16 protein-coding genes are annotated in these 22,571 nt (G+C 61.5%); 8 read left to right on the forward strand and 8 right to left on the reverse strand.

The genetic code is table 11. The features are described 5' to 3' along the window. Positions 1-34 precede the first annotated feature (34 nt). Genes WEU32_RS04620 through WEU32_RS04630 form a run of 3 tightly spaced genes read left to right on the forward strand, consistent with a single transcriptional unit; the run spans position 35 to position 2,612 of the window. Positions 35-1,381, forward strand: coding sequence for a TolC family protein (locus WEU32_RS04620; RefSeq protein ID WP_406853045.1), 1,347 nt, complete (start codon positions 35-37; stop codon positions 1,379-1,381). Beyond that, positions 1,357-2,133 (forward strand): hypothetical protein, encoded by a 777-nt coding sequence (locus WEU32_RS04625; protein WP_406853046.1) that lies wholly within the window; start codon positions 1,357-1,359, stop codon positions 2,131-2,133. Before WEU32_RS04620 ends, WEU32_RS04625 begins: the two co-directional genes overlap by 25 nt. Continuing rightward, positions 2,130-2,612: an efflux RND transporter periplasmic adaptor subunit gene (locus WEU32_RS04630; RefSeq protein ID WP_406853047.1), complete on the forward strand. Its 483-nt coding sequence runs from the start codon at positions 2,130-2,132 to the stop codon at positions 2,610-2,612. Before WEU32_RS04625 ends, WEU32_RS04630 begins: the two co-directional genes overlap by 4 nt. On the opposite strand, the gene WEU32_RS04635 is transcribed toward WEU32_RS04630, so the two are convergent. The 8 genes from WEU32_RS04635 to WEU32_RS04670 all read right to left on the reverse strand — a co-directional run bounded on the left by WEU32_RS04635 (position 2,609) and on the right by WEU32_RS04670 (position 14,940). After that, positions 2,609-3,730: a P1 family peptidase gene (locus tag WEU32_RS04635; protein ID WP_406853048.1), complete on the reverse strand. Its 1,122-nt coding sequence runs from the start codon at positions 3,728-3,730 to the stop codon at positions 2,609-2,611. The two genes, WEU32_RS04630 and WEU32_RS04635, sit on opposite strands and share 4 nt — an antisense overlap. Further along, positions 3,727-5,325, reverse strand: a complete 1,599-nt coding sequence (locus WEU32_RS04640; protein ID WP_406853049.1) for a dipeptide ABC transporter ATP-binding protein — start codon at positions 5,323-5,325, stop codon at positions 3,727-3,729. The genes WEU32_RS04635 and WEU32_RS04640 overlap by 4 nt, the downstream gene beginning before the upstream one ends. A gap of 2 nt (positions 5,326-5,327) precedes the next feature. Next, a complete protein-coding gene (locus tag WEU32_RS04645) occupies positions 5,328-6,173 on the reverse strand; it encodes an ABC transporter permease (protein ID WP_406853050.1) in 846 nt (281 codons plus the stop codon). Further along, complete coding sequence (locus WEU32_RS04650) at positions 6,170-8,746, reverse strand: ABC transporter substrate-binding protein (protein ID WP_406853051.1); 2,577 nt, start codon at positions 8,744-8,746, stop codon at positions 6,170-6,172. Before WEU32_RS04650 ends, WEU32_RS04645 begins: the two co-directional genes overlap by 4 nt. Positions 8,747-8,805: 59 nt before the next feature. Continuing rightward, complete coding sequence (locus WEU32_RS04655) at positions 8,806-9,348, reverse strand: GNAT family N-acetyltransferase (protein ID WP_406853052.1); 543 nt, start codon at positions 9,346-9,348, stop codon at positions 8,806-8,808. A 24-nt stretch (positions 9,349-9,372) separates the two neighbouring features. Beyond that, positions 9,373-10,929 carry an alkaline phosphatase D family protein gene (locus WEU32_RS04660; RefSeq protein ID WP_406853053.1) on the reverse strand — a complete coding sequence of 519 codons (1,557 nt, stop codon included), beginning with the start codon at positions 10,927-10,929 and terminating at the stop codon, positions 9,373-9,375. Positions 10,930-11,011: 82 nt separating this feature from the next. Next, positions 11,012-13,243 carry a TonB-dependent receptor gene (locus WEU32_RS04665; RefSeq protein WP_406853054.1) on the reverse strand — a complete coding sequence of 744 codons (2,232 nt, stop codon included), beginning with the start codon at positions 13,241-13,243 and terminating at the stop codon, positions 11,012-11,014. 293 nt (positions 13,244-13,536) lie between these two features. After that, positions 13,537-14,940: a short-chain fatty acyl-CoA regulator family protein gene (locus WEU32_RS04670; protein WP_406853055.1), complete on the reverse strand. Its 1,404-nt coding sequence runs from the start codon at positions 14,938-14,940 to the stop codon at positions 13,537-13,539. A 134-nt stretch (positions 14,941-15,074) separates the two neighbouring features. On the opposite strand from WEU32_RS04670, the gene WEU32_RS04675 reads away from it, so the two are divergent. From WEU32_RS04675 to mce, 5 genes are read left to right on the forward strand one after another with little or no spacing between them, the layout of a single operon-like run. Further along, positions 15,075-16,610: an acyl-CoA carboxylase subunit beta gene (locus WEU32_RS04675; protein ID WP_406853056.1), complete on the forward strand. Its 1,536-nt coding sequence runs from the start codon at positions 15,075-15,077 to the stop codon at positions 16,608-16,610. Between the two features lie 11 nt (positions 16,611-16,621). Further along, the gene (locus WEU32_RS04680; RefSeq protein ID WP_406853057.1) at positions 16,622-18,598 is read left to right on the forward strand and encodes an acetyl-CoA carboxylase biotin carboxylase subunit; all 1,977 of its coding nucleotides are present in this window, start codon (positions 16,622-16,624) and stop codon (positions 18,596-18,598) included. A 3-nt stretch (positions 18,599-18,601) separates the two neighbouring features. Beyond that, positions 18,602-19,981: a methylmalonyl-CoA mutase family protein gene (locus tag WEU32_RS04685; protein ID WP_406853058.1), complete on the forward strand. Its 1,380-nt coding sequence runs from the start codon at positions 18,602-18,604 to the stop codon at positions 19,979-19,981. Then, positions 19,978-22,131 carry a methylmalonyl-CoA mutase gene (scpA, locus tag WEU32_RS04690; protein WP_406853059.1) on the forward strand — a complete coding sequence of 718 codons (2,154 nt, stop codon included), beginning with the start codon at positions 19,978-19,980 and terminating at the stop codon, positions 22,129-22,131. Before WEU32_RS04685 ends, scpA begins: the two co-directional genes overlap by 4 nt. Continuing rightward, positions 22,131-22,553, forward strand: a complete 423-nt coding sequence (mce, locus tag WEU32_RS04695) for a methylmalonyl-CoA epimerase (RefSeq protein WP_312137618.1) — start codon at positions 22,131-22,133, stop codon at positions 22,551-22,553. The genes scpA and mce overlap by 1 nt, the downstream gene beginning before the upstream one ends. Positions 22,554-22,571: the final 18 nt, after the last annotated feature.

A 22,571-nucleotide genomic window follows, 5' to 3' on the forward strand; every position in this document is an offset into this window, starting at 1 on the left:
AGGTTTTTTGACCCTCATGTTTTCGCCGGCAGCAATGGCGGGCACGACACAAAACCATCTCGATATCGGCTTGGAAGAAGCGGTTACACTCGCGCTCAGGGATAATCGTGATCTGCGCTCGCTGCGTATGTGGCGCGTGCTGGACCGGTTTGATCTTTTTCTGGCGCACCGTGCCTATTGGCCATCGGGAGGAGTGGCTGTTTCGGCCATACGGCGTAAATCCGACACCGTCGAGAAAAGTGAAGAATGGGCCGTATCGCCAACCCTGTCATGGCACAGTCCGGTTGGCACATCGGCGGCGCTGGTTTGGTCTCGACAGGGACCGCTGGATGGAGACGTAGAGGCATCCGACAGTTTTTCGGCCACCGTGCGGCAACCTCTTTTGAAGGGTGCAGGCTTGGATGTGAACATGGCACCGCTGCGACAGGCCCATCTGGATGCGGAACTGGCCCGGTTGCGTGAAGAAGAGGCGGTGGCCGGTTTGATCGATCAGGTCACCTATGCCTATCGTGACCTGATCGAAGCTCAGGAAAGACGGGTACTGGCCCGCCTGTCGCTGGAACGCAGCCAAGCCCTGTTGGAGACGAACCAGCTTCTGATTGATGCAGGCCGGATGGCGGCGGCTGACATCGTACAAACCCAGTCCGAAGTGGCCAGTCAGGAGGTGGGGCTGCTTGAGGCCGAGCGGACGCTTAACACGGTTCGAGTGCGCTTGTTGACCCTGCTGGCACTGGATCCGTCCATGCGGATTTCCGCCGTAGACGAGGTTGTCGTTGAGGCGATGCAGATTGATCCCAACCATGCTGTTGCAGAAGCTATGGCGCGGCGGCGTGACCTCAAGGCACGCCGTTTGGGGATCGAACAACTGCAACTGGCTGAAAAACTGGCCCGAAACAGCCGACTTTGGGATGTATCGGTGGTGGCGGGCTATGACCGTTTCAGTGCCAATGCTGGTGGGCCAGATCTGTCATCCCATTCTGTTGGCCTACAGCTCAATATTCCGTTGGGAGATTTTTCGGGGCGGCGCAATGTCATGGCGGCGCGAACCGCCCTGCATACATCGGAGCTGGCGCTTGAAGGCGATCTGGAGCGTATCGAGGCGCAGGTCCGCGAAGCTGTAGCGGATGTCCATTCGCGCTGGCGTCAACTGGAAGCGGCCTTGCGGGCAAAGGCTTTGGTACAGCGCAGTCTGGAACTGCAAAACGAACGCCTGCAGGCCGGACGGGCGACGAATTTCGAAGTGCTGTCGCTCCAGGCCAGTTTACGCAATGCCGACGCACAGGCCCTGTCGGCACGACTCGCCTATCTGAATGCCCTTACCGCGCTGGATCAGCAAACAGGCAGAACGTTGGACGTATGGCAAATCTCCTTGGAACGTTAAGACGCCAGCCTAGCCTCTGGATGGCGGGTGTGGTGCTGGCGGCGACGGTGCTGTTGTTGCTGGGTTTTGTCGGCAGAAATGGTGAAACGGCACCTGCTGAACTGGCCAGCCATACGGTCACGCGAGGGCCTTTTGTCGTGACTCAATCATTCTCGGGACGGATTGTGCCGGGCGAACAGGTAGAAATCCTGTCGCCTTCCGAAGCGGCAGTCGAGGATATCGGGTTTGTGTTTGGTGATCGCGTCGAAGAGGGGCAGTTGCTTTTTCGACTGAGCGAAGCCGATATCCGTCATCGCAATATCGAGGCCCGTATCAGCTATCTTCAGGCCGGAGCCGCAGCCGACAAGATGCAGCAGTGGTCCACCGGAACAGAGATGCGAAATGCGAAGCGCAGTCTGGAGGCTGTGCAGGCGCAACATTCAGAGGCGAAGCGACGGCGTGACGAAGGGGCGACTCTGTTTGCGCGAGGTTTAATCCCGCGCACCGAGATGGAAGGTCTGGAAAGCAGCTTGCGACAGGCCATGCAGGGTGTGCAAGCCGCTCAAGAGGATTTGGCCCAGACCCGCGCGAGAGGCGAGGGGGTCGAAAGACAGGTCGCGGCTTTGCAACATGCGGTCGCTTCTGACCGGCTTGGCGAAGTGGTTGGAGAAGGAGGCCTTATTACGGCTCCACGGGCAGGGGTCATGGTGCGACCGGATGCCAGCGGCTCTGCGTCAAAGGAGAGTGTCGCGATCAAGGTGGGGGCAAGGTGAGCCGGGGCCAGTCACTGGGTGTGATTGCCGTTCTGGATGGTCTGGATGCTGTCTTTCGTATCGAGGAGTCAGACCTGTCCCTGTTTCAAACAGGAATGTTGGCCACTGTGACCGGTCCAGGCTTTGCTGGACAGTCTTTGGGGGGGCATCTGCTGGCTATATCGGGCGAGGCGGATGCTGGATCATCCGGCGAAAAAACCTTGTTCGAGGCGCGGGTGAGACTGGATGCCCTGCCTGCGGACGTGGCCAGAAACATGCGTATAGGTATGACGGCTCAGGTGTCGCTTGTGCTGTACGAAACCGAACAGGCGATTACGGTGCCGGTATCGGCCCTTAACAACGGCGCGCCATTGGTGCAGGTGCAAAAGACGGATGGCACACTGGAAACGCGCCCCGTAACCCTTGGCCGGATCGGGGCGGACAGGGTGGAGATTTTGTCGGGGCTGTCGGTAGGCGAAAAAGTGGTCTGGACCCCTTAGACCAGACCCTTCCACGTCTTGTCTGCGCTGCCGTCATAGGCGGTGGCTTCATAGACGCCGCGAGCAATGGCGCGGGCCAGAACATCGGCGGCGATATTGCCAAGGCGGCTGACCGCGATGTTGCGGGCGGGGCCGTCCTCGAGCTTGATCTTGCCGGTGGACAGGACAAAGACAGTATCGCCATCGAACGGCGCATGGGCGGGGCGCACGGCGCGAGACAATCCGTCCTGTGCCATGATGGCCATGCGCTGACATTCCACGCGGCTGAGCGCGACATCGGTGGCGACCACGGCAATGGTGGTATTTTCGCGCGGGCGCGGGACGAATTTGGCGCGGCCCCAGTCTTCGTGCGCGGCGGAAAGTTGGTCGCTGCCAAGGCCGCCGAACTCGCTGCCGATTTCGAAGGGCGCGGACCAGAACTGGCGACTGTCGGGGGCGGTGACCGAGCCAACACTGTTCACGGCGGCAATAGCCCCCACGGTCCAGCCATCGTCTGTCACAGCCGAGGCCGAGCCGGTGCCGCCCTTCAGGCTTCCGGCCTGTGCGCCGAAACCAGCGCCTGCGGTGCCCAGCACAAAGGTGTCGGACGCGACTTCGAGTGCTTCGACGGCCAGACGGCGATAGGGCGTATCCATGCCCCATTGTTTGTCGCCGCCATTGGCCAGATCATAAAGACAGGCCGAGGGCACGATGGGGGATGGCGGAACACCCGCACCGCCGCCCATGCCATAGCCGCGACCGCGCATGCCCATCCATGCGGCAATGCCGTCAGCGGCGGCCAAGCCATAAACCGAGCCACCGGACAGGACGATGGCGTCCACTTCCTGCACCAGATTTTCAGCCTTCAAAACATCGGTTTCGCGCCCCGCAGGGCCGCCGCCCCGCACATCGACCGCCGCGACAGCGGGCGTTTCGGCAAGGATAACGGTGACGCCCGTGCGGGCATTTGCATCGTGGGCCTGACCGATACGGATACCGGCCACATCGGTAATCAGGTTACGTGGGCCGGTCCGGCCTTTGGCTTTGGGCATGTGGGCCTCTTTGGCGGTGGCAGAACCGGATGCGGCAGCGGCGGTCGCGCCCAGAATGGCTCCGCTTAGAACAGTGCGGCGGTTCATGCTTTTGGCTCCGTCTCGGGGTTCAGGCGCGGCGTTGCCGCCACCAGTCTTTGTGTGGCCGGATGCTGCGGGCTGGCAAGAACTGTTTCGGTGGTGCCTTGCTCGACAATACGCCCAGCTTCCATCACCAGCACTTGGTCGGTCAGGCGGCGAATGACCTCAAGATCATGGCTGACGAACAAAAGCGCGATACCGTGATCGCGGCAAAGCCTCGACAAAAGATCAAGGATGCGCGCACGCACGGACACATCCAGCGCCGAAACAGCTTCGTCCAGAACGATCAGGTCCGGCTTGGTAATCAGGGCGCGGGCAAGGGCCACGCGCTGGCGCTGTCCGCCCGACATCTGATGCGGCAGGCGATTGGCAAAATGTGCGTCCAGCCCGACCTGTTGCAAAGTCTCGGCAATCAGGGAGTCAGGATTTTCAGGTCGCTTGTCCAGCAGGGCCAGCGGTTCCGACAGCGAATGGGCAATGGTCCAGCGGGGATCAAGGCTGGCGCCCGGATCTTGAAACACCGGCTGGATACGGCGACGAAGGGCGCGTTGCTCCCCTACACTGGCCTTTACCCAGTCCTGACCCTTGACCAGAACCTGTCCGCCCTGAACCGGCTCAAGGCCGCAAAGGGCGCGTAACAGTGTGGACTTGCCACAGCCGCTTTCGCCGATCAGGCCGATACTGGTTCCGCGTCGAACAGACAGGTTGACGTTGTCCACGGCGCGGACGGGTGGTCCCTTACCCCACAGCTTGCGCGATCCGGCATAGAGGCGTGTAACGTTGCGCGCCTCGGCAATGACGGGGGCATTGTTTGCCACGGTCGGGCGGGGCGGCGGCCAGTGGCCAGCATCGGCAACAAGGGCCTTGCCGTAGTCACTGTTCAGGCCATTTACCAGTGCCGCAGCAGCCGCCGTTTCCACCACGCGACCCTGACGTATCAGCACCACGCGGTCGGCCCGCTCACGCGCCACAGCCAGATCATGCACGATCAGCAACAGGCCCGCCTTGTTTTGGCGGGCGGTGTCACATAGCAGGTCCAGAACCTTGGCCTGATTGACCGGATCAAGGGCGCTGGTGGCCTCGTCGGCAATCAGCAGGCGCGGTTCCAGTACATTGGCCATGGCAATCGCCACGCGCTGGCGCTGACCACCCGAAAGCTGGTGCGGATAAAGGTCCAGACCAAAGCGCGGCGCGGGCAGTTCGGCCTTGTCCAGAGCAAGTCGCGCGGCCGCCAATGCGTCTTTACGCGAACAGCCTTGGTGGTGGCGCACGACCTCGGCGACCTGATCGCCAATGGTCATGACGGGGTTCAGTGCGCTGAGGGGTTCCTGAAACACCATGCCGATATCACGGCCACGAACGGTCTGCATGGCGCGGTCATTGAGCGTGTGCAGTGCGCGCCCTTCAAGCACAATCTCGCCGGAGAGACGGGCATGGTCGGGCGCAAGGCCAAGGATCGACAGGGCGGTCAGCGACTTGCCCGATCCGCTTTCACCGACAAGGGCGACGATTTCGCCCTCGGCAATCGACAGATTGATGTCCGATAGCAGAGGCACGGAACCGAGGGTGAGCGACAGGTTGCGGATATCCAGAAGGTTCATACTCAAACCTCCCGTTTCAGGCGCGGATCAAGACGGTCGCGCAGGCCATCACCCGTCAGGCTGAGCGCCAGAACCGTGGCAAAAATGGCAAGGCCCGGGAATATGGCCAGCCACGGTGCGGTGCCGATCAGGGTCTGGCTTTCGGCCAGCATCCGGCCCCAGCTCGGGGCAGGCGGCTGGGCACCCAGGCCGAGATAGGACAGGCCCGCCTCGGCGGCGACACCCACGGCGAACTGAACCGCAGCCTGCACCACCACAAGCCCCAGCACATGGGGCAGAATGTGCCGGATCGAAATACTGCGGGTTGATTGTCCGGCAGCGCGCGCGGCGGTGACGAAATCGCGGCTCCACAGTCCGCGTCCCGCCCCACGCACCACTCGCATAAAGACCGGAATATTGAACACGCCCAGAGCAAGGGCGGCATTAAAGGCGCTCGGTCCCGTGGCGGCGGCCAGCATCACGGCGGTCAGCAGAGACGGGAAGGCGAAGATCAGATCACCGCCGCGCATAACCACATCATCGCGCCAGCCGGAACGGGCCGCTGCCCACAGGCCCAGAGGCACACCGATGACAAGCCCGAAGATGACGGCGCTGCCCGCCACCGCCACGCTGTTGGCGGCCCCTGCCATCACCAGAGACAGCACATCGCGACCGAGCGCATCTGTGCCGAACAGATGCTGGCTGTCGGGAGCCAACAGGCGGGCATCGGGGTTCTGGAGCAGCGGATCAAATGGCGTCCAGACGAGTGCGATCAGCGTCACCAGAATGATGAGGACGGACAGGCCGAGGCCGATTTTCAAACTGCGCGGCCCGATGGCCCGCATGCGGTCGAAAGCAGCGAAGATCATTTACGCCCTCCGTTCAGGGCGGCATCGCGCTGACGCGGATCGGCGACGGCATAGGCGATGTCGATCACCAGACTGACCAGCACCACGGCGGCGACCAGCACCATCACCACGCCCTGAACCACGATCAGGTCGCGCTGGCTGACGGCTTGGAACGCCAGACGGCCAAGGCCGGGCAGCGAAAACACATTCTCGATCACGACACTGCCCGCCAGCAGGAAGGGGGCTTGCAGACCCAGCACGGTCAGCACCGGTATCCATGCATTAGGCAGGGCATGACGGAGCAGGGCGGCATTCTTCGATAGACCCTTGGCGCGGGCGGTGCGGACATAGTCGTCGCCCAGCGTATCTAGCAACGAGGTTCGCAGCACACGCGCAAGGATGGCGGCTTGGGGCGCGGCCAGAGCAAGGGCGGGCAGAACCAGCGAGGTCCAGCCACTGTAACCGCCCGCCGGAAACCAGCCGAGACCGACTGAAAACAGTAGGATCAGCAACAGACCCAGCCAGAAGTTCGGGATGGCGATCCCCGCCTGCATCAGCCCGATCAGGCCGGTATCCAGCGCCTTGCCGCGATGACGGGCGGCTAGAACCCCGACAGGCAGGGCGATTATCACCGACAAAATCAGGGCGGAAATCGCCAGCGGCAACGATACGGACAGGCGCTCCAAGATCAGCGCCGCCACAGGGGTTTGATAGGTGTAGCTGATGCCGAAATCGCCACTGAACAGACCACCGACCCATGACAGGTAGCGGGCGATAATCGGCCCATCCAGTCCCATCTGCTGTCTAAGGGTAGCAACCGCCTCAGGGCTGGCATTCAGGCCCATCATATAGGCGGCAGGATCACCCGGCAGGACCTGCAACAGGGCGAAAATGACAACCGATGCGGCCAAAAGTGTTGCCGCATGGCCCGCCACTTTTTTCGCTGTCCATGCTGCGCCGAGACGATGCACACTAAAGGCCAGAAGGGCGGCCAGCAGGCCAAAACCGATCCAGTTCCACGGCAGGATTTTGCCATTGGATGCTGTGGCCGTGCCTCGCGCAATGCCCGATTGCGTCACACCCGTCATGTCGTTGGCGGCAATGGGGGCATTGATCCAGATGCCGTCTATGCCCGCCTTATGCACCCCGATACGGGCCGACTGGAATAGGAAGACATTGACCGCATCATCGGCAATCTTGCGTTGCAGATCGCCCAGCAGCGACACGCGCGTCGCTTCGTCCGGCGCGGTATTCACAGCCGCCAAAAGGGCGTCGAAGGCGGGGCTGTTATAGCCGAAATAATAGTCCTTGCGGCCATAGATGTCGTAATCCATCGGCTCGACATGCTCGACAATGGTCAGGTCGAACTGTTTGCGACCAAAGACCTGATCCAGCCATTGCGCCCATTCCAGTGTCTCGACCTTTACACGCACATTGGCGGCGGCCAGTTGGTTCACCAGCACCTCGGCACTGCGGCGGGCATAGGGGCGCGGCGGGATGCGAAGGGTGACGTCCAGACCGTTCGGATAGCCCGCCTCGGCAAGCAGCGCGCGGGCCTTGGCGACATCGTGCGGATAGCGGTTTGTCAGATCGACATAGCCTGCGGCCTGACGCGAATAGTGGCTGCCGATCGGCTTACCAAATCCGAACATGGCTCCGTCGATAATGGCCTGACGGTCGATGGCATAGGACAGGGCGCGACGCACACGAATGTCACTGAAAGGCGCGCGGGCATTGTTCATGGCCATAATGACCTTGCCCTCGGACAGGCCTTGCGTGACCACCAGTGCCGGATCGCGTTTTAGCTCGCCAATGGTTTCGGGGGCCGGATAGTTGGGAAAGGCGTCTACATCGCCCCCTCGCACAGCGGCAAAGGCGGCGGCGGGATCACCGATAAAGCGGAAGGTAAGGTGTTGGGTCTGCGGGGCACGGCCCCAATAATCTTCGCGGCGTACCAGTTCCAGCTCGCCCCCGCGCTGCCAGCGCGACAGGGTATAGGGGCCGGTGCCGACGGGACGCGTGCCATTGGTGGCGGCGCTTTGGGGCGACACCATCGCCGCATCGCCCCAGGCCAGCAGATAGGGCAGGTTGGCAACGGGCCGCGACAGGTGGATCACCACGGTTGCGGCATCGATCACCTGAATATCGCGGACGGGCGCAAACAAGGCCTTCTGGGCATTGGTCGAGCCAGCGGCCACGATCCGCATCAAAGAGAACCGCACAGTATCGGCATTAAAGGCAGTGCCATCGCTGAAGGTCACGCCCTGCTTCAGGCGTAACGTCCATGACAGGCCATCGGGCGACGCGCTCCAGCTTTCGGCCAGCGACGGGGCCACCGTGCCATTGGGCGTCAGTCGTGTCAGACCCTCGAAAACATTGGCATAGACCACTTCGTCAATCGCCGCCGCCGCGCCCGATGTCGGGTCCAGATGCGGCGGCTCCAGCGGCACACCGATCACAAGGCGGCTTTGCGGAGCCTCGGCCCATGCAGGCGCGGCCAACACCAGAAGTGCCGTCGCGACAAGCGCATACAGCCAGCGCACAAAACCTGATTTTGATTTCGAAAATGCCAAACGCACCGACCGGAAGTTCACAACACGGATGCCCCGAACGGAAGCGGGCAGCGCAAACTAGAGGGTGTAGAGAGCGCTGGCTACAGCCTCATTGGCTTGATTAAGGCATAGCAATCGCTCGGTCCTGCGATCTCGCCCAACTGAGGGCGGGCTTCCCAGTTCTGGAGGGTGGCTTCATGGGTGAGGCCCGCTTTGCGTAATACGGCGGCGGAGGCGGCGTTATCGGGGTGGCAGGTGGCCCAAATGCGGTGGATGTCGGGCTGTTGGATAGCCCATTTTACCACGGCGCTTGCGGCTTCGGAGGTATAGCCTTGGTCCCAGAAAGTTTCGTTCAGGATATAGCCGAAGTCGGCCTTGGGCGGGCTGAGGCGTAGTTCGATCACGCCGATGAACTGACCGGTATCATTGCGCGTCATGGCCCATGGAAAGGCCGCGCCCGATTGCCATGCTTCTTCGCATCGAATGGAGAAGGCGAGGCTGTCGTCTATGCTCTCGTGCCGCTTGAACGGCATGAAGCGGGTGGGCGCTTTGGCACCTGCATAGGCAAAGATATCAGCGGCGTCCTCGCGCACGACGGGGCGAAGGCTCAGGCGATCAGTCTCGAGGTTTTCGGGTGCGCGCATGGCCAAGGATGAACATGCTTGAGCCTACACCGCAACCGCGCCCGCTTTGCCGTTTTCAACCACCCATGATTTCAGCGTGGAAAGCTGGGTCTGGCGTTGGCGCACGTCGTCGATGACTTGGTAGCGGGTGTTAATGGTGTCGGGGGTGATATCGAGAGCCATGTAGCCGCGCTGGCGGCTGTCGAAGAAACGGATGTGCGGGTTGTTGGGCATGACCGCCATCAGGCCGTCATGGCTGGGGCCGGTGGAGGTGATGGAGGTGCCGACAAACTCGGTGGCGAGGATGGGGGATGCCGGGTTGCGGGCATCGGCCTTGATGTCGGTGGTCCAGAAGGAGTGGTAGTCACCGCCCAGAACCACAGGATTGGACGGCTTGATCTCGGCAAGGGCGGTGGTCAGACGGTCGCGGGCGGCAGGGAAGCCATCCCATGTGTCGGTCCAGAAGCGGGCTTCGTCGGCTTCGGAACGGGCCAGTGTCAGGCCGCCCATGACAAGGTTCTGGCCAAGGATGTTCCAGCGGGCATCGCTGCGGCCAAGGTTGTCATACAGCCAGCGTTCCTGATCGAACCCGAGGAAGGTGCGTGACGGGTCCAGACGGTCGGTGCAGGTCGCATCGGTAACGATCTGGCCCTTGCCGCCATTGGGGCCGTCGCTGCACGGTTGGCGCGAGCGGTACTGGCGGCCGTCCAGCATGAAGAACTGGGCCAGATTGCCATAGCGGACCTGCCGATACAGACGGTTGGAGATGGTGGAGCGGCGCACCGGCATGGCCTCGAAGAAGGCCTGATAGGCGGCCTGTTTACGCGCGGCGAAATCGGAAACGGGCGTGCCGCTGATCTTGGACCAGATGCCGGAATAGTCGTCCTGAAGTTCGTGGTCATCCCACACGGCAAGGGCAGGCGCGACGGCATGCAGACGTTGCAGGTCGGCATCCAGTCGGTGCAGGGCATAACGGTTGCGATAGCCCGCCAGCGTGGTGGCCTCTTCCAGATTATAGGGGCGCACCACTTGGTCGGCGCGGTCGGCACCGAGGCTGTATTCGTAGATGTAGTCGCCGAGGAACAGGGTCAGGTCGGGCGCTTCGTCGGCCATGTGGCCATAGGCGCTGAAATAGCCGCGCTCATAGTGAGAACACGAGGCGACCGCGATCCGCAGACGATCCGCCATCTGGTCGGGGGCGGGGGTGGTCAGGCTGCGGCCAACAGGGCTTTGCTGGCCCAGTGCGGTAAAGCGATACCAGTAGGGGCGGCCGGACGGCAGGCCGCTGATCTCGATGTTCAGCGTATGGGCGTGGGGGCTCTGCGCCACGGCATTACCGGCCATGACGATACGGCCAAAGTCTTCGTCAGCGGCGATTTCCCAGCGCACAGGAACGGCGGCATCCATACCGCCGAGGCCATCAGCGGCCAGCGGATTTTTCGCAAGGCGTGTACAGATGACAAAGCCGTCGTGAGACGGGTCGCCACTGGCGACACCAAACGGGAAGATGTCCTGTCCGCCAAAGGCGCTGCGACCGAAGGATAGCACGGCAGGCGCGGCAACGAGGCCGCCGATTAGGGCGCGGCGATGGGGCTGGAGCACAGGGACACCCGTAAGCGTGACAGTGGTGACTAAAGAACATGAAAAGGGCGGCCCCGTTAAGAGCCGCCCTCGAAGATGTGGATCAGAAATCCATCATCAGGCGCACACCGACAGTGCGGCCCTGACCCGGTGAGGTGGTCGGACGGGCCGAGCCATTAAAGCCGTTGCGGGTCTCTTCGTAATAGGTGTTGAACAGGTTGCGCGCCCACAGGCCCACGCGCCAGTTGGCATCTTGCGGGCCCATGCTGAGATTGGCGTTCCACAGCCAGTAACCCGGCAGGACCGAGCTGGATGTTGCGCTATAGATATCGTCGCGCTGGTTATAGTTGGTCTCGGCGCGCAGGTCCCAACCGTTTATGGTCCAGTCATAGGCGACCGAGCCGCCATAGTTGAATTTCGGGAACTGGAGCGGCTCGCCCGAGCGGTCATTGGTGATAATGACATCCCACGGGCCGTCGGCAGGGTTGGCGGCGTCAGTGGCGGCACCGTCAATGGCGAAATACTCGGTGTATTTGCCTTTTTTGTAGCCGAAATTCTGGCTGATGGTCAGGCCGTCGAGAGGCATCCAGACCAGTTCGATTTCACCGCCATAGATTTCAGACTTGGGCACATTGGTAATCTTGCCCAGACGGCCTGTCTCGCGGTCATATTCCAGACCCTGAACCTGCTGGTTTTCATAGTCGTAGAAGAAGACCGCGCCATTGGCCCGCAGACGACCATCGAACAGGTCCGACTTGATGCCGGCCTCGTAGGCGATGACGATCTCGGGTTTGAACGGGGTGGCGGAGGTGGCGTTATAGGTGGTGAAACCGCCCGATTTTACGCCGCGCGCAATGCTGGCATAGGCCATGGCATTTTCGGCCAGATCATATTCCAGACCCACGCGGCCGGTCACTTCAGACAGGTCGGTGTCGTAGGTGAGCGACGGGCCGACCGGCTCGTTGATGCGACGTGTGCCGGTCGTAGTCAGAGTGCGGGTTTCATTTTCGTAGCGCAAACCGGCGATCAGGTTCAGACGCTCGGTCAGCTGATAGCTGTTATGGGTGAAAAGACCAAAGGCCTCGACGGTCTGTTCGTACGGCGTGTTGATCAAGGTGCGGTCGGCGCCCCGAAACTGGGTATAGAAACCGCCATCGATGCTCTCGTCGGCATAATAGGCACCGACCATCCAGTTCAGGCGCTCGCCAGCATTGGATGACAGGCGCAGTTCCTGCGACAGGGCGTCGATGTTGTTATAGAAATAGACGTCCGATTCATTGAAACGGGTGCCGTCCCAGTCATTGTATTCCGAGCGTTCGAACGACTGATAGGCGGTGATCGAGTTCAGTTGCGCCCAGCCCAGATCGGCATGGACACGGGCGTTCAGGTCCAGACCCTCATTGTCGCGGCCAGGCTTGGAGCCCAGCGCACGGCCCGAAACAGCGGCCATTTCCGGCGACAACTCCCAACCGGTGATGCGCCATGCGGTATCGGCCGGATAGGTGACGCTGCCGTCAAAGACCTTGTAGGGCGCACGCAGACGGAACCCCAGACCATCGGATTTGTCGATCTGATAGGTTGCGGCCAAATCGACTGTTACGGCTTCGCTGGCGTCCCATGTCAGGCGACCACGAATTGCGGTCTTGTTCTTGTCGCCCAGCTTCTCGGCGGTATCGCGGTGGTATTGCCATGCGCCGCCCTGTTCGGTGACGGCGGCCAGACGGCCCAGCAGGTTCGGTGCGAGTTGACCCGAGACATAGCCTTCGACCTTGAAATAGTCGTAGCTGCCGTATTCGGCGATGAAACCGGCACGGCGATCGACCGTCGGGGCATTGGTGATGATATTGACGGCACCGCCGGTGGTGTTGCGACCATACAGCGTCCCTTGTGGACCGCGCAGCACTTCGAGGCGGGCAATATCGAACATCGCGCCCTGAGTGGTGATCGTATAGGGATGCGCGACTTCATCCACATAGATACCGACAGTCGAGGCGTTGTTGGACGAGTACTCACGCGCGCCGATGCCACGGATGCGGAACTGGGGCTGGCCGCTGCCGAACTGGCTGTCGACTTCCATGTTCGGGATGACATTTTCAATGTCATTGATGACCGTGACGCCTTTTTCGTTCAGGTCCTCGCCGCCGATGACCGACAGGGCGACACCGACATCCTGCGCGGACTGTTCGCGGCGCTGGGCGGTGACGACGATGTCGGTTACGCGCGACACTTGCTGTGTGTCTGCGGGCAGGTTTTCGGTCAGGGTGTCAGCGTGGGCGATACCGGCTGCGAATAGGGTCAACAGGCTGGCACCGGAGGCAAGGAAGGCCTTGGTCATTGGGGTCTCTTAGCCGGAACAGGGAACGATACAGATGGCGGAAACAGCCACGCTGGGCGCTCTAAGGACGGGACGTGACGCAGGCGTGATCTTTGGGTATCAGGCTTTTGACGCCTTGATGATCCTGATTTGACGAATTGTCACGGAACGGACGGATGGTTTGCGCCTCAAACCATCAATGACATCGGGGTCAATATTTGCGCTGCACAACTGCACATTGCAGTGCAAAAAGCCGCGACGTCAATATGAATTCGGACGAAGGCGGAACATGGAATAGTGGCATGAAACCGCAACTAGCCTAGGGCGTAGGGGATAACGTCACGTTCGTTTTGGGGCACGCGCAAGGTGCGATCGATAGGCGGGAAAGCGCGCTGCTTGCAGTCAGTGCGTTCGCAGATGCGGCATGACACGCCCATGCGGATCGGCGGTCCCTTCAGGTCCAGCCCTGCCGCATAGACCAGTTGGTCGGCATGTTCGATCTCGCAGCCCAGACCCAGTGCATAGCGGCGGTCCGGTTCCAGATACGAACCACCCGGTTTGGCAACCGATTTGGCGATACAGATATAGCGCGAGCCATCAGGCATTTCGGACAGGTTCACCAGTATCCGGTCCGGCGCGCTAAAGGCTTCGTGGACATTCCACAGCGGGCAGGCCCCACCGAAGCGGGCGAACTGGAAGCGGGTGGCGCTATGGCGTTTGGTGATGTTTCCGGCCATGTCCACGCGGGCAAAATAGAACGGCACGCCGCGCCAGCCGGGGCGTTGCAGCGTGGACAGACGGTGGCAGACCTGTTCGAAACTGGCATGGAAGCGTTTGCGCATCTGGTCCACATCGTGACGCAGTTCGCGCGCGGCCTCCAGAAAGCGGCGATAGGGCATCAGAATGGCCCCCGCGGCATAATTGGCCAGACCGATCCGGCACACATCTGTGGCGGCAGATAGCTCGAAATTGGCGCGGACCAGTTCCTCTTCGATCAGGTCGGCAAAACAGATCAGCGCCAACTGGTGCGCCATCTGGAAGCAGCGCGTCACCACCGGCAGGGAGGGCTGGATATAGAGGATGCGGGCGGCGGCATCGAAACGGCGCATTGGCCCGTCCTGATAGGCCACGCGCACGCCGCACAGATCGCCGAGAGCCTTTTCCAACGTGCGCTCGGGGTGGCTGGCACCGGTAATGTCGAGGCTTTCGGCCAGTTGTTCCGCGGCCAGATCCAGTGCGTCTATATAGTTATCGCGATAGTGGAAGAAGTCGCGTACCGCCTCATAGGGCAGGGCAGGGGCCGACAACTGTTTCTCGTCGCGGCCCAGTGTCTCGTTCAGGGTCTTGAGACGATCATCCAGACGGCGATAGTCCTGATGCAGTTGCAGAAACAGCCGCGCCATGCGCGGGCTGTTATTGACCGCCTGTTTCAACTCGGCGGGAGATGGCGGCTCGGCGGTTGCGGCCACATCGGTGACAGCTTCGCGCAGGTCCGCGATCAGGCGGGCATCGCCTTCCAGATCGAACAGGCTGGCATCCACATCAAAGGCGCGGGTCAGCGAAATCAGCACACGCGCCGTGGCCGGTCGCTGGTTGGTTTCGATTTGCGAAAGATAGGAGGGCGACAGGGCCAGACGCGACGCACACTGGTCGAGTGTCCAGCCCTTGGCTTCGCGTAATTTGCGAACCTTGTTACCTAGAAAAAGCTTTTCACCCATTTTGCAACTTCGCAAAATACCCCTGAACCCTTGGCAAACTCACACACTTCCGCACGATTTGCAAAGTTGCGATTGCCTTTTTGCGATGACGGGGGTTTCTGGCGAGTAACAAAACGTGAGGGAGTCGCTTTTCCATGACCCAGGCCATCCTCGAGGAACTCGAGCGTCGCCGCGCTGCTGCCCGTCTGGGCGGGGGCGAGGCGCGTATCGCGTCCCAGCATGCCAAAGGCAAACTGACCGCGCGCGAGCGCATTGGCGTGCTTTTGGACGAAGGCAGCTTTGAAGAAACCGATATGTTTGTGGAGCACCGCTCGCACGACTTCGGCATGGACAAGCAGCGTATCCCGGGTGACGGCGTCGTCACCGGTCGCGGCACCATCAATGGCCGTCTGGTCTATGTGTTCTCCAAGGACTTCACCGTCTTCGGCGGTTCGCTGTCGGGCGCGCATGCGGCCAAGATCGTCAAGCTGCAAAAGATGGCGCTGACGGCGGGTGCGCCGATCATCGGCCTGTTCGATGCCGGCGGTGCACGTATTCAGGAAGGCGTGGAATCGCTGGCCGGTTACGCCGACATCTTCCTGCAGAACACCCTCGCTTCGGGCGTTATCCCGCAGATTTCGGTCATCATGGGCCCGTGCGCCGGTGGTGACGTTTACTCGCCGGCCATCACCGACTTCATCTTCATGGTGAAGGACACGTCCTATATGTACGTGACCGGCCCCGACGTGGTGAAGACCGTCACCAACGAAGTGGTCACCCACGAAGACCTCGGCGGCGCGCGTGTTCACGCGGGCAAGTCGGGCGTGGCCGATGGCGCGTTTGAAAACGACCTTGAGGCCCTGTCCGAGGTTCGCCGCCTGATCGGCTTCCTGCCGCTGTCGAACCGTGAAAAGCCGCCGGTGCGCGAGTCGTATGACGAAGCCGACCGTGACGAAGCTTCGCTGGATACGCTGGTGCCGACCAACCCGAACCAGCCCTATGACATGAAGGAACTGATCCTGAAGGTCGTCGACGAGGCGGACTTCTTCGAGATCGGTGCCGATTTCGCCAAGAACATCATCTGTGGCTTTGGCCGTCTGGATGGCGCAACCGTCGGCATCGTCGGCAACCAGCCGCAAACGCTGGCCGGTGTTCTCGATATCGACTCCAGCCGCAAGGCCGCGCGTTTCGTGCGTTTCTGCGACGCCTTCAACATTCCGCTGGTCACCTTCGTGGACGTTCCGGGCTTCATGCCGGGCACCAAGCAGGAATATGGCGCCCTGATCAAACACGGTGCCAAGCTGCTGTTCGCCTATGCCGAGGCCACCGTGCCGAAGCTGACCGTCATCACCCGCAAGGCTTACGGCGGTGCCTATGACGTTATGTCGTCCAAGCACCTGCGCGGCGATGTGAACTATGCATGGCCGACCGCTGAAATCGCCGTCATGGGTGCCAAGGGTGCCGTGGAAATCATCTTCCGCAAGGAAGCGGGCGATCCAGAAGCTCTGGCCGCGCGTGAAGCCGAGTACAAGGAACGCTTCGCCAACCCGTTCGTGGCGGCTGGCCTCGGCTATATCGACGACGTCATCATGCCGCACGGCACGCGCCGTCGCCTGATCAAGGCTCTCGGCACGCTGAAGAACAAGGTCCAGGAAAATCCCTGGAAGAAGCACGACAACATCCCGCTGTAAGGCCCAGAAACATGTTTGATAAAATTCTGATCGCCAACCGCGGCGAGATTGCTGTTCGTGTCATCAAGACCTGCCGCAAGATGGGCATCAAGACGGTGGTGGTTTATTCCGACGCCGATGCTGGTTCGCTGGCGGTCGAGATGGCGGATGAGACCGTTCACATCGGCGCATCGGCGGCCGCTGAATCCTATCTGGTTCAGGACAAGATCGTGGACGCCGTGAAGAAGACGGGCGCACAGGCTGTGCACCCCGGTTTCGGCTTCCTGTCGGAAAATGCCAGCTTTGCGCGTCGTTTGAAGGCAGAGGGCATCGCCTTCATCGGTCCGAACCCCGAGGCGATCGACGCCATGGGCGACAAGATCACCTCCAAGAAGTTCGCTGCCGAGGCCGGTGTTTCGACCGTGCCGGGCCATATGGGTCTGATCGAAACGCCGGAAGAGGCCGTCAAGATCGCGCAGCAGATCGGCTATCCGGTCATGATCAAGGCTTCGGCTGGCGGCGGCGGTAAAGGTATCCGCGTGGCCGAAGGCGATGCCGACATGGCCGAGGGCTTTGCCGCCGTTAAGGCCGAGGCCAAGGCTGCCTTCGGTGACGACCGCGTCTTCCTCGAGAAGTTCATCGTCAACCCGCGCCACATCGAGATTCAGGTGCTGGGCGACAAGCACGGCAACGTCATCCACCTGTTCGAGCGCGAGTGCTCGATCCAGCGTCGTAACCAGAAGGTCATCGAAGAGGCCCCGTCGCCGCTGCTGGACGAAGCCACCCGCGCCGCCATGGGCGCACAGGCTGTGGCTCTGGCCAAGGCTGTGAACTATGACTCGGCTGGCACCGTCGAGTTCGTCGCAGGGCAAGACAAGTCGTTCTACTTCCTCGAGATGAACACCCGCCTGCAGGTGGAACACCCTGTGACCGAACTGATCACCGGCGTTGATCTGGTCGAGCAGATGATCCGTTCTGCATGGGGCGAGCATCTGAACCTCAAACAGGAAGATCTGTCGATCAACGGCTGGGCCATCGAGAGCCGCATCTATGCCGAAGACCCGTACCGCGGCTTCCTGCCGTCGATCGGTCGTCTGGTGCGCTATGAGCAGCCGACCGAGGGTCAGCAAGACGGCTATATCGTGCGTAATGACTCGGGCGTCCGTGAAGGCGACGAGATCAGCATGTTCTATGACCCGATGATCGCCAAGCTGTGCGCATGGGGTGAAACCCGTGATGCCGCGATCAAGGGCATGGCCCGCGCTCTGGAAGACACCCACCTTGCGGGCCTTGGCCACAACGTGCCGTTCCTCGCGGCGGTGATGGATCAGGAACGCTTCCAGTCGGGCGTGCTGACGACAAACTACATCAAGGACGAGTTCCCCGAAGGCTTTAACGGCGTTGCGCCGTCGGACCTGCAGGTGAAGCAGATGATCGCCTCTGCCGTCGCCATGAACGAAGTCATCGCCGAGCAGGATGGTGATCCGTCGGAACGTGCCGAATGGACCGTTCTGGTCGACAAGGCCGCCTATGAGGTGGAAGTCGGTTATGACGAGGCCGAAGACCTGACCGTCATTATCGACGACGAAGAAACCACCCTGTCGGAAATCGACTGGCGTCCGGGCCAATCCCTGTTCCGTGCTGTGCTGGACGAGGAAGCCTATACGGTTGAAGTCAAACGCGCTGCCGACGGTTTTGACATCCGTTCGCGTGCCACCAAGGCCCGCGTGCGCATCGTGCGTCCGGAAGTTGCCGCCCTCTATGCGATGTTGCCGGAGAAACAGGCTGCCGATACGTCCAAGCTGACCTTGTCACCGATGCCGGGCCTTGTGGTCGATATTCCGGTCGTCGAAGGTCAGGAAGTGAAGACGGGCGAAACCGTCGCCATCATCGAAGCCATGAAGATGCAGAACATCCTCAAGGCCGAGCGTGACGGCAAGGTGAAGTCCGTGAAGGCCAAGGCCGGTGACCCCGTCGCCGCCGACGACGTTCTGGTGGAGTTCGAGTAAATCATGAGCCAATTCCCCGCCCCGACACCGCTTGAATGGCGCGATGCCGCCATCAAGGCGTTGAAAGACCGCCCGCTGGAAAGCCTCGTCCATCTAGATGCGGACCAGTTGGCGACGCGTCCTCTCTATGGCACCGCCAATGCAACCGGAGCGGTGTTTGCACCGCGCCCCAGCGATAGCGAAGGCCGTAGCTGGGACCTGCGGACGATTGTCGAGGGCGTGGATGCGGCTGAACTGAACCGCACTATCCTGACCGATCTGGAAAACGGGGCGGCATCTGTGCTGGTTTCGGGGCCAGTGGTCGGTGATGTGACTCAGTTGACCAAGGCGCTGGAAGGCGTCGCGCTGGAACTGGCTCCGGTGGCACTGGATGCCGGTTTTGATGGCGTAAAGGCGGGCGAGGCTCTGGCCGCTGTGGCGAAAGACTCGCCGCGGGCCCAGTTGTCCTTCCACCTTGATCCGGTCTCGGCCTATGCCCGTGCGGGCGGTGCGCCGTCCGGTTTTGCGGCCATTCTCAAGGATGCCGCGACCAAGGCGGCGAACTGGTCCTCGACCTATCCGCAGGCCAAGCTGTTCCTTGCCTCGGGGCAGGTGGCGCATGAGGCTGGTGCATCGATTGCTCAGGAACTGGCCTTCGCCCTGTCATCAAGTGTGGCCTATGTGAAGGCACTGGTCGAAGCGGGCGTGTCGCAAGACAAAGCCCTGTCGTCGGTGACGCTGGGCGTCGCTGTGGACCAGCAGTATTTTGACGGTCTGGCCAAGGTTCGCGCGCTGCGCCTTCTGTGGGCCAACGTCTCCAAGGCCTTTGGTCACGAGGTTCAGGCCCAGATCGAAGCCCGCTCGTCGCGCCGTATGCTGTCGTCGCGTGATCCGTGGCCGAACATGCTGCGCCTGACCGCTGCCGGTTTTGCGGGCAGTGTCGGCGGGGCCGATGTGGTGGTGCTGGATGCCTTTACCCGCGCGGCCGGTCTGCCGGATGATTTTGCGCGTCGTCAGGCCCGCAACACCCAGCTGATCCTGATGGAAGAATCCAATCTGGGCCGCGTCGATGATCCGGCGTCGGGCAGTTGGTATATCGATGCCCGCACCCGCGAGCTGGCCGAGGCGGCATGGACCGAGTTCCAGGCCATCGAAGCCGAAGGTGGCGTGATCGCTGCCCTTGAAGGCCAAGTGATCCAGCCGCGCATCGCCCGCGCCCGCGAGTTCACCGAAAAAGCCTATCAGAACGGTTCCGCCCAGATCATCGGCGTGACCAAGTTTGTGGACCCTGATGTGCGTGCCGTTTCGGTCGAGGCCGAAGCCGTCCAGCCCGTCACCTATGGCGCGTTCGAGCCGCTTAAACCTGTCCGCATTGCCGCCGCGTTCGAGGAGGCAGGCCAATGAGCTTTCCTGATTTCTCCAAACTGAATCTGGACCTTGGCACCACGGGTGAAGGCCCGTCGCGTGATCCGTGGACCACGCCGGAAGGTGTGACGGTCGAAACCTCTTACGGTGCGGATGCTATCGAGGGCCTCGACTTCATCGAGGGTCTGCCGGGCTTTGCGCCTTTCGTGCGTGGTCCGTATCCGACCATGTATGCCGGTGCGCCGTGGACCATCCGCCAGTATGCCGGTTTCTCGACCGCCGAAGAGTCCAACGCCTTCTACCGCCGCAACCTTGCGGCGGGCCAAAAGGGTCTGTCGGTCGCCTTCGATCTGGCCACCCACCGTGGCTATGACAGTGACCACCCGCGCGTAAAGGGTGACGTCGGCATGGCCGGTGTGGCCATCGACTCCATTCTGGACATGCGCACCCTGTTCGACGGCATTCCGCTGGACAAGATGTCGGTGTCGATGACCATGAACGGCGCGGTTCTGCCGATCCTCGCGCTTTATGTCGTGGCGGGTGAAGAGCAGGGCGTCGAGCATGCCCAACTGACCGGAACCATTCAGAATGACATTCTGAAAGAGTTCATGGTCCGCAACACCTATATCTATCCGCCGTCGCCTTCGATGCGGATCATTGCCGACATCTTCGAGTGGACGTCCAAGGAAACGCCGAAGTTCAACTCGATTTCGATCTCCGGCTACCACATGCAGGAAGCGGGCGCGTCGGCTGATATCGAACTGGCCTACACCCTGTCGGACGGCATTGAATATCTGCGCGCCGGTAAGGCCGCAGGCATGGATGTCGACAAGTTTGCGCCGCGTCTCAGCTTCTTCTGGGCCATCGGCATGAACTATTTCATGGAAGTGGCCAAGATGCGTGCAGGGCGTCTGCTCTGGGCCGAGGCCGTGGCCAAGGAAGGCGGCAAGAATCCCAAATCGCTGTCGCTTCGCACCCACTGCCAGACGTCTGGCTGGTCGCTGGCCGCGCAGGACGTGTTCAACAACGTGCCGCGCACCATGATCGAATGTATGGCTGCTGCTGGTGGTCAGACCCAGTCGCTGCACACCAATGCGCTGGACGAAGCGCTGGCCCTGCCGACAGACTTCTCAGCCCGTATCGCGCGTAACACGCAGATCCTCGCCCAGTCGGAAACCGGCCTGACCAAGGTTATCGATCCGTGGGGTGGCTCGCACTATGTCGAGCGCCTGACGCAGGAATTGGCCACCAAGGCTCGCGCCCTGATGGCCGAAGTCGAGGAATATGGCGGCATGGCCAAGGCCATTGAAGCCGGTATTCCGAAGCTGCGTATCGAAGAGTCGGCTGCGAAAACCCAAGCCCGCATCGACACGGGTCAGCAGACCGTGGTCGGCGTGAACAAGTATCTTAACCCGGTCGTTGACGACATTCCGATGTTGAAGGTCGACAACGCCGAGGTGCGCGCCCGCCAGATCGAGAAGCTGCAACGTCTGAAGGCCGAGCGTAATGATGCTAACGTGCAGGCAGCCCTGACCGCCCTGACCGAAGGGGCCAAGGGCGGCGAAAACCTGATGGAGTTGGCGGTTCGTGCAGCCCGCGCCAAGGCCACTGTCGGCGAAATCTCGGATGCACTGGAAGCGGCTTTTGGCCGTCACGTCGCCACCGTGAAAACCGTCTCGGGCGTCTATGCCAAGGAAGCCGGTAACGATCCCAAGATCGCACGCGCCCGTGAAATGGTTGCCGCCTTCATCGAAAACGATGGCGGCCCACCGCGCATCCTGATCGCCAAACTGGGTCAGGACGGTCACGACCGTGGCCAGAAGGTTGTGGCCACCGGCTATGGCGATATCGGTTTTGATGTTACCGCAGGTTCGCTTTTCCAAACGCCTGCCGAAGCGGCCAAGGATGCCGTAGAGAAGAACGTCCATGCGGTTGGGGCTTCGTCGCTGGCGGCCGGTCACCTGACGCTTGTGCCGGAACTGAAGGCCGAGCTGGCCAAGCTGGGCCGCGAGGACATCATGATCGTGGTCGGTGGGGTTATTCCGCCGTCGGACGTGCAGCCTCTGATCGAAATGGGCGCTGCCGCCGTCTATCCGCCGGGTTCGGTGATTGCCGACACGGCTGTGGACCTGATCGAAAAGCTGAACGAGCGTCTGGGTTATGCCCAGCCTAAAGCGGAGACCAAGTGATGATCGGCAATCTGAACCACGTCGGCGTGGCGACGCCTTCGATCGAGGAGTCGATCAAGCTGTATCGCGACATCCTCGGCGCGACCAAGATCGGCGAGCCGTTCGATCTTCCTGCACAGGGCGTAAAGGTCTGCTTCGTCGATACCCCGACCGCCCAGATCGAACTGATCGAGCCCTTTGACGAGAACAGCCCGATTGTCGGCTTTCTCGCCAAAAACCCCAAGGGCGGTCAGCACCATGTCTGTTTCGAGGTTGAGGACATCCACGCCGCTGTCGCTGAGATGCGCGCCAAGGGCGTGACCATCCTCGGCACGGGCGAGCCGCGTATCGGCGCCCACGGTACGCCCGTTGTCTTCCTTCATCCGAAGGAAATGGGCGGGGTTCTGATCGAGCTGATGGAACGCCCCAAAGGCGATCACTAAGTCGCCCTACAGGACAAA

The organism is Brevundimonas sp. BH3 (genome assembly GCF_045345115.1).
In the GTDB taxonomy this organism is placed as follows: domain Bacteria; phylum Pseudomonadota; class Alphaproteobacteria; order Caulobacterales; family Caulobacteraceae; genus Brevundimonas.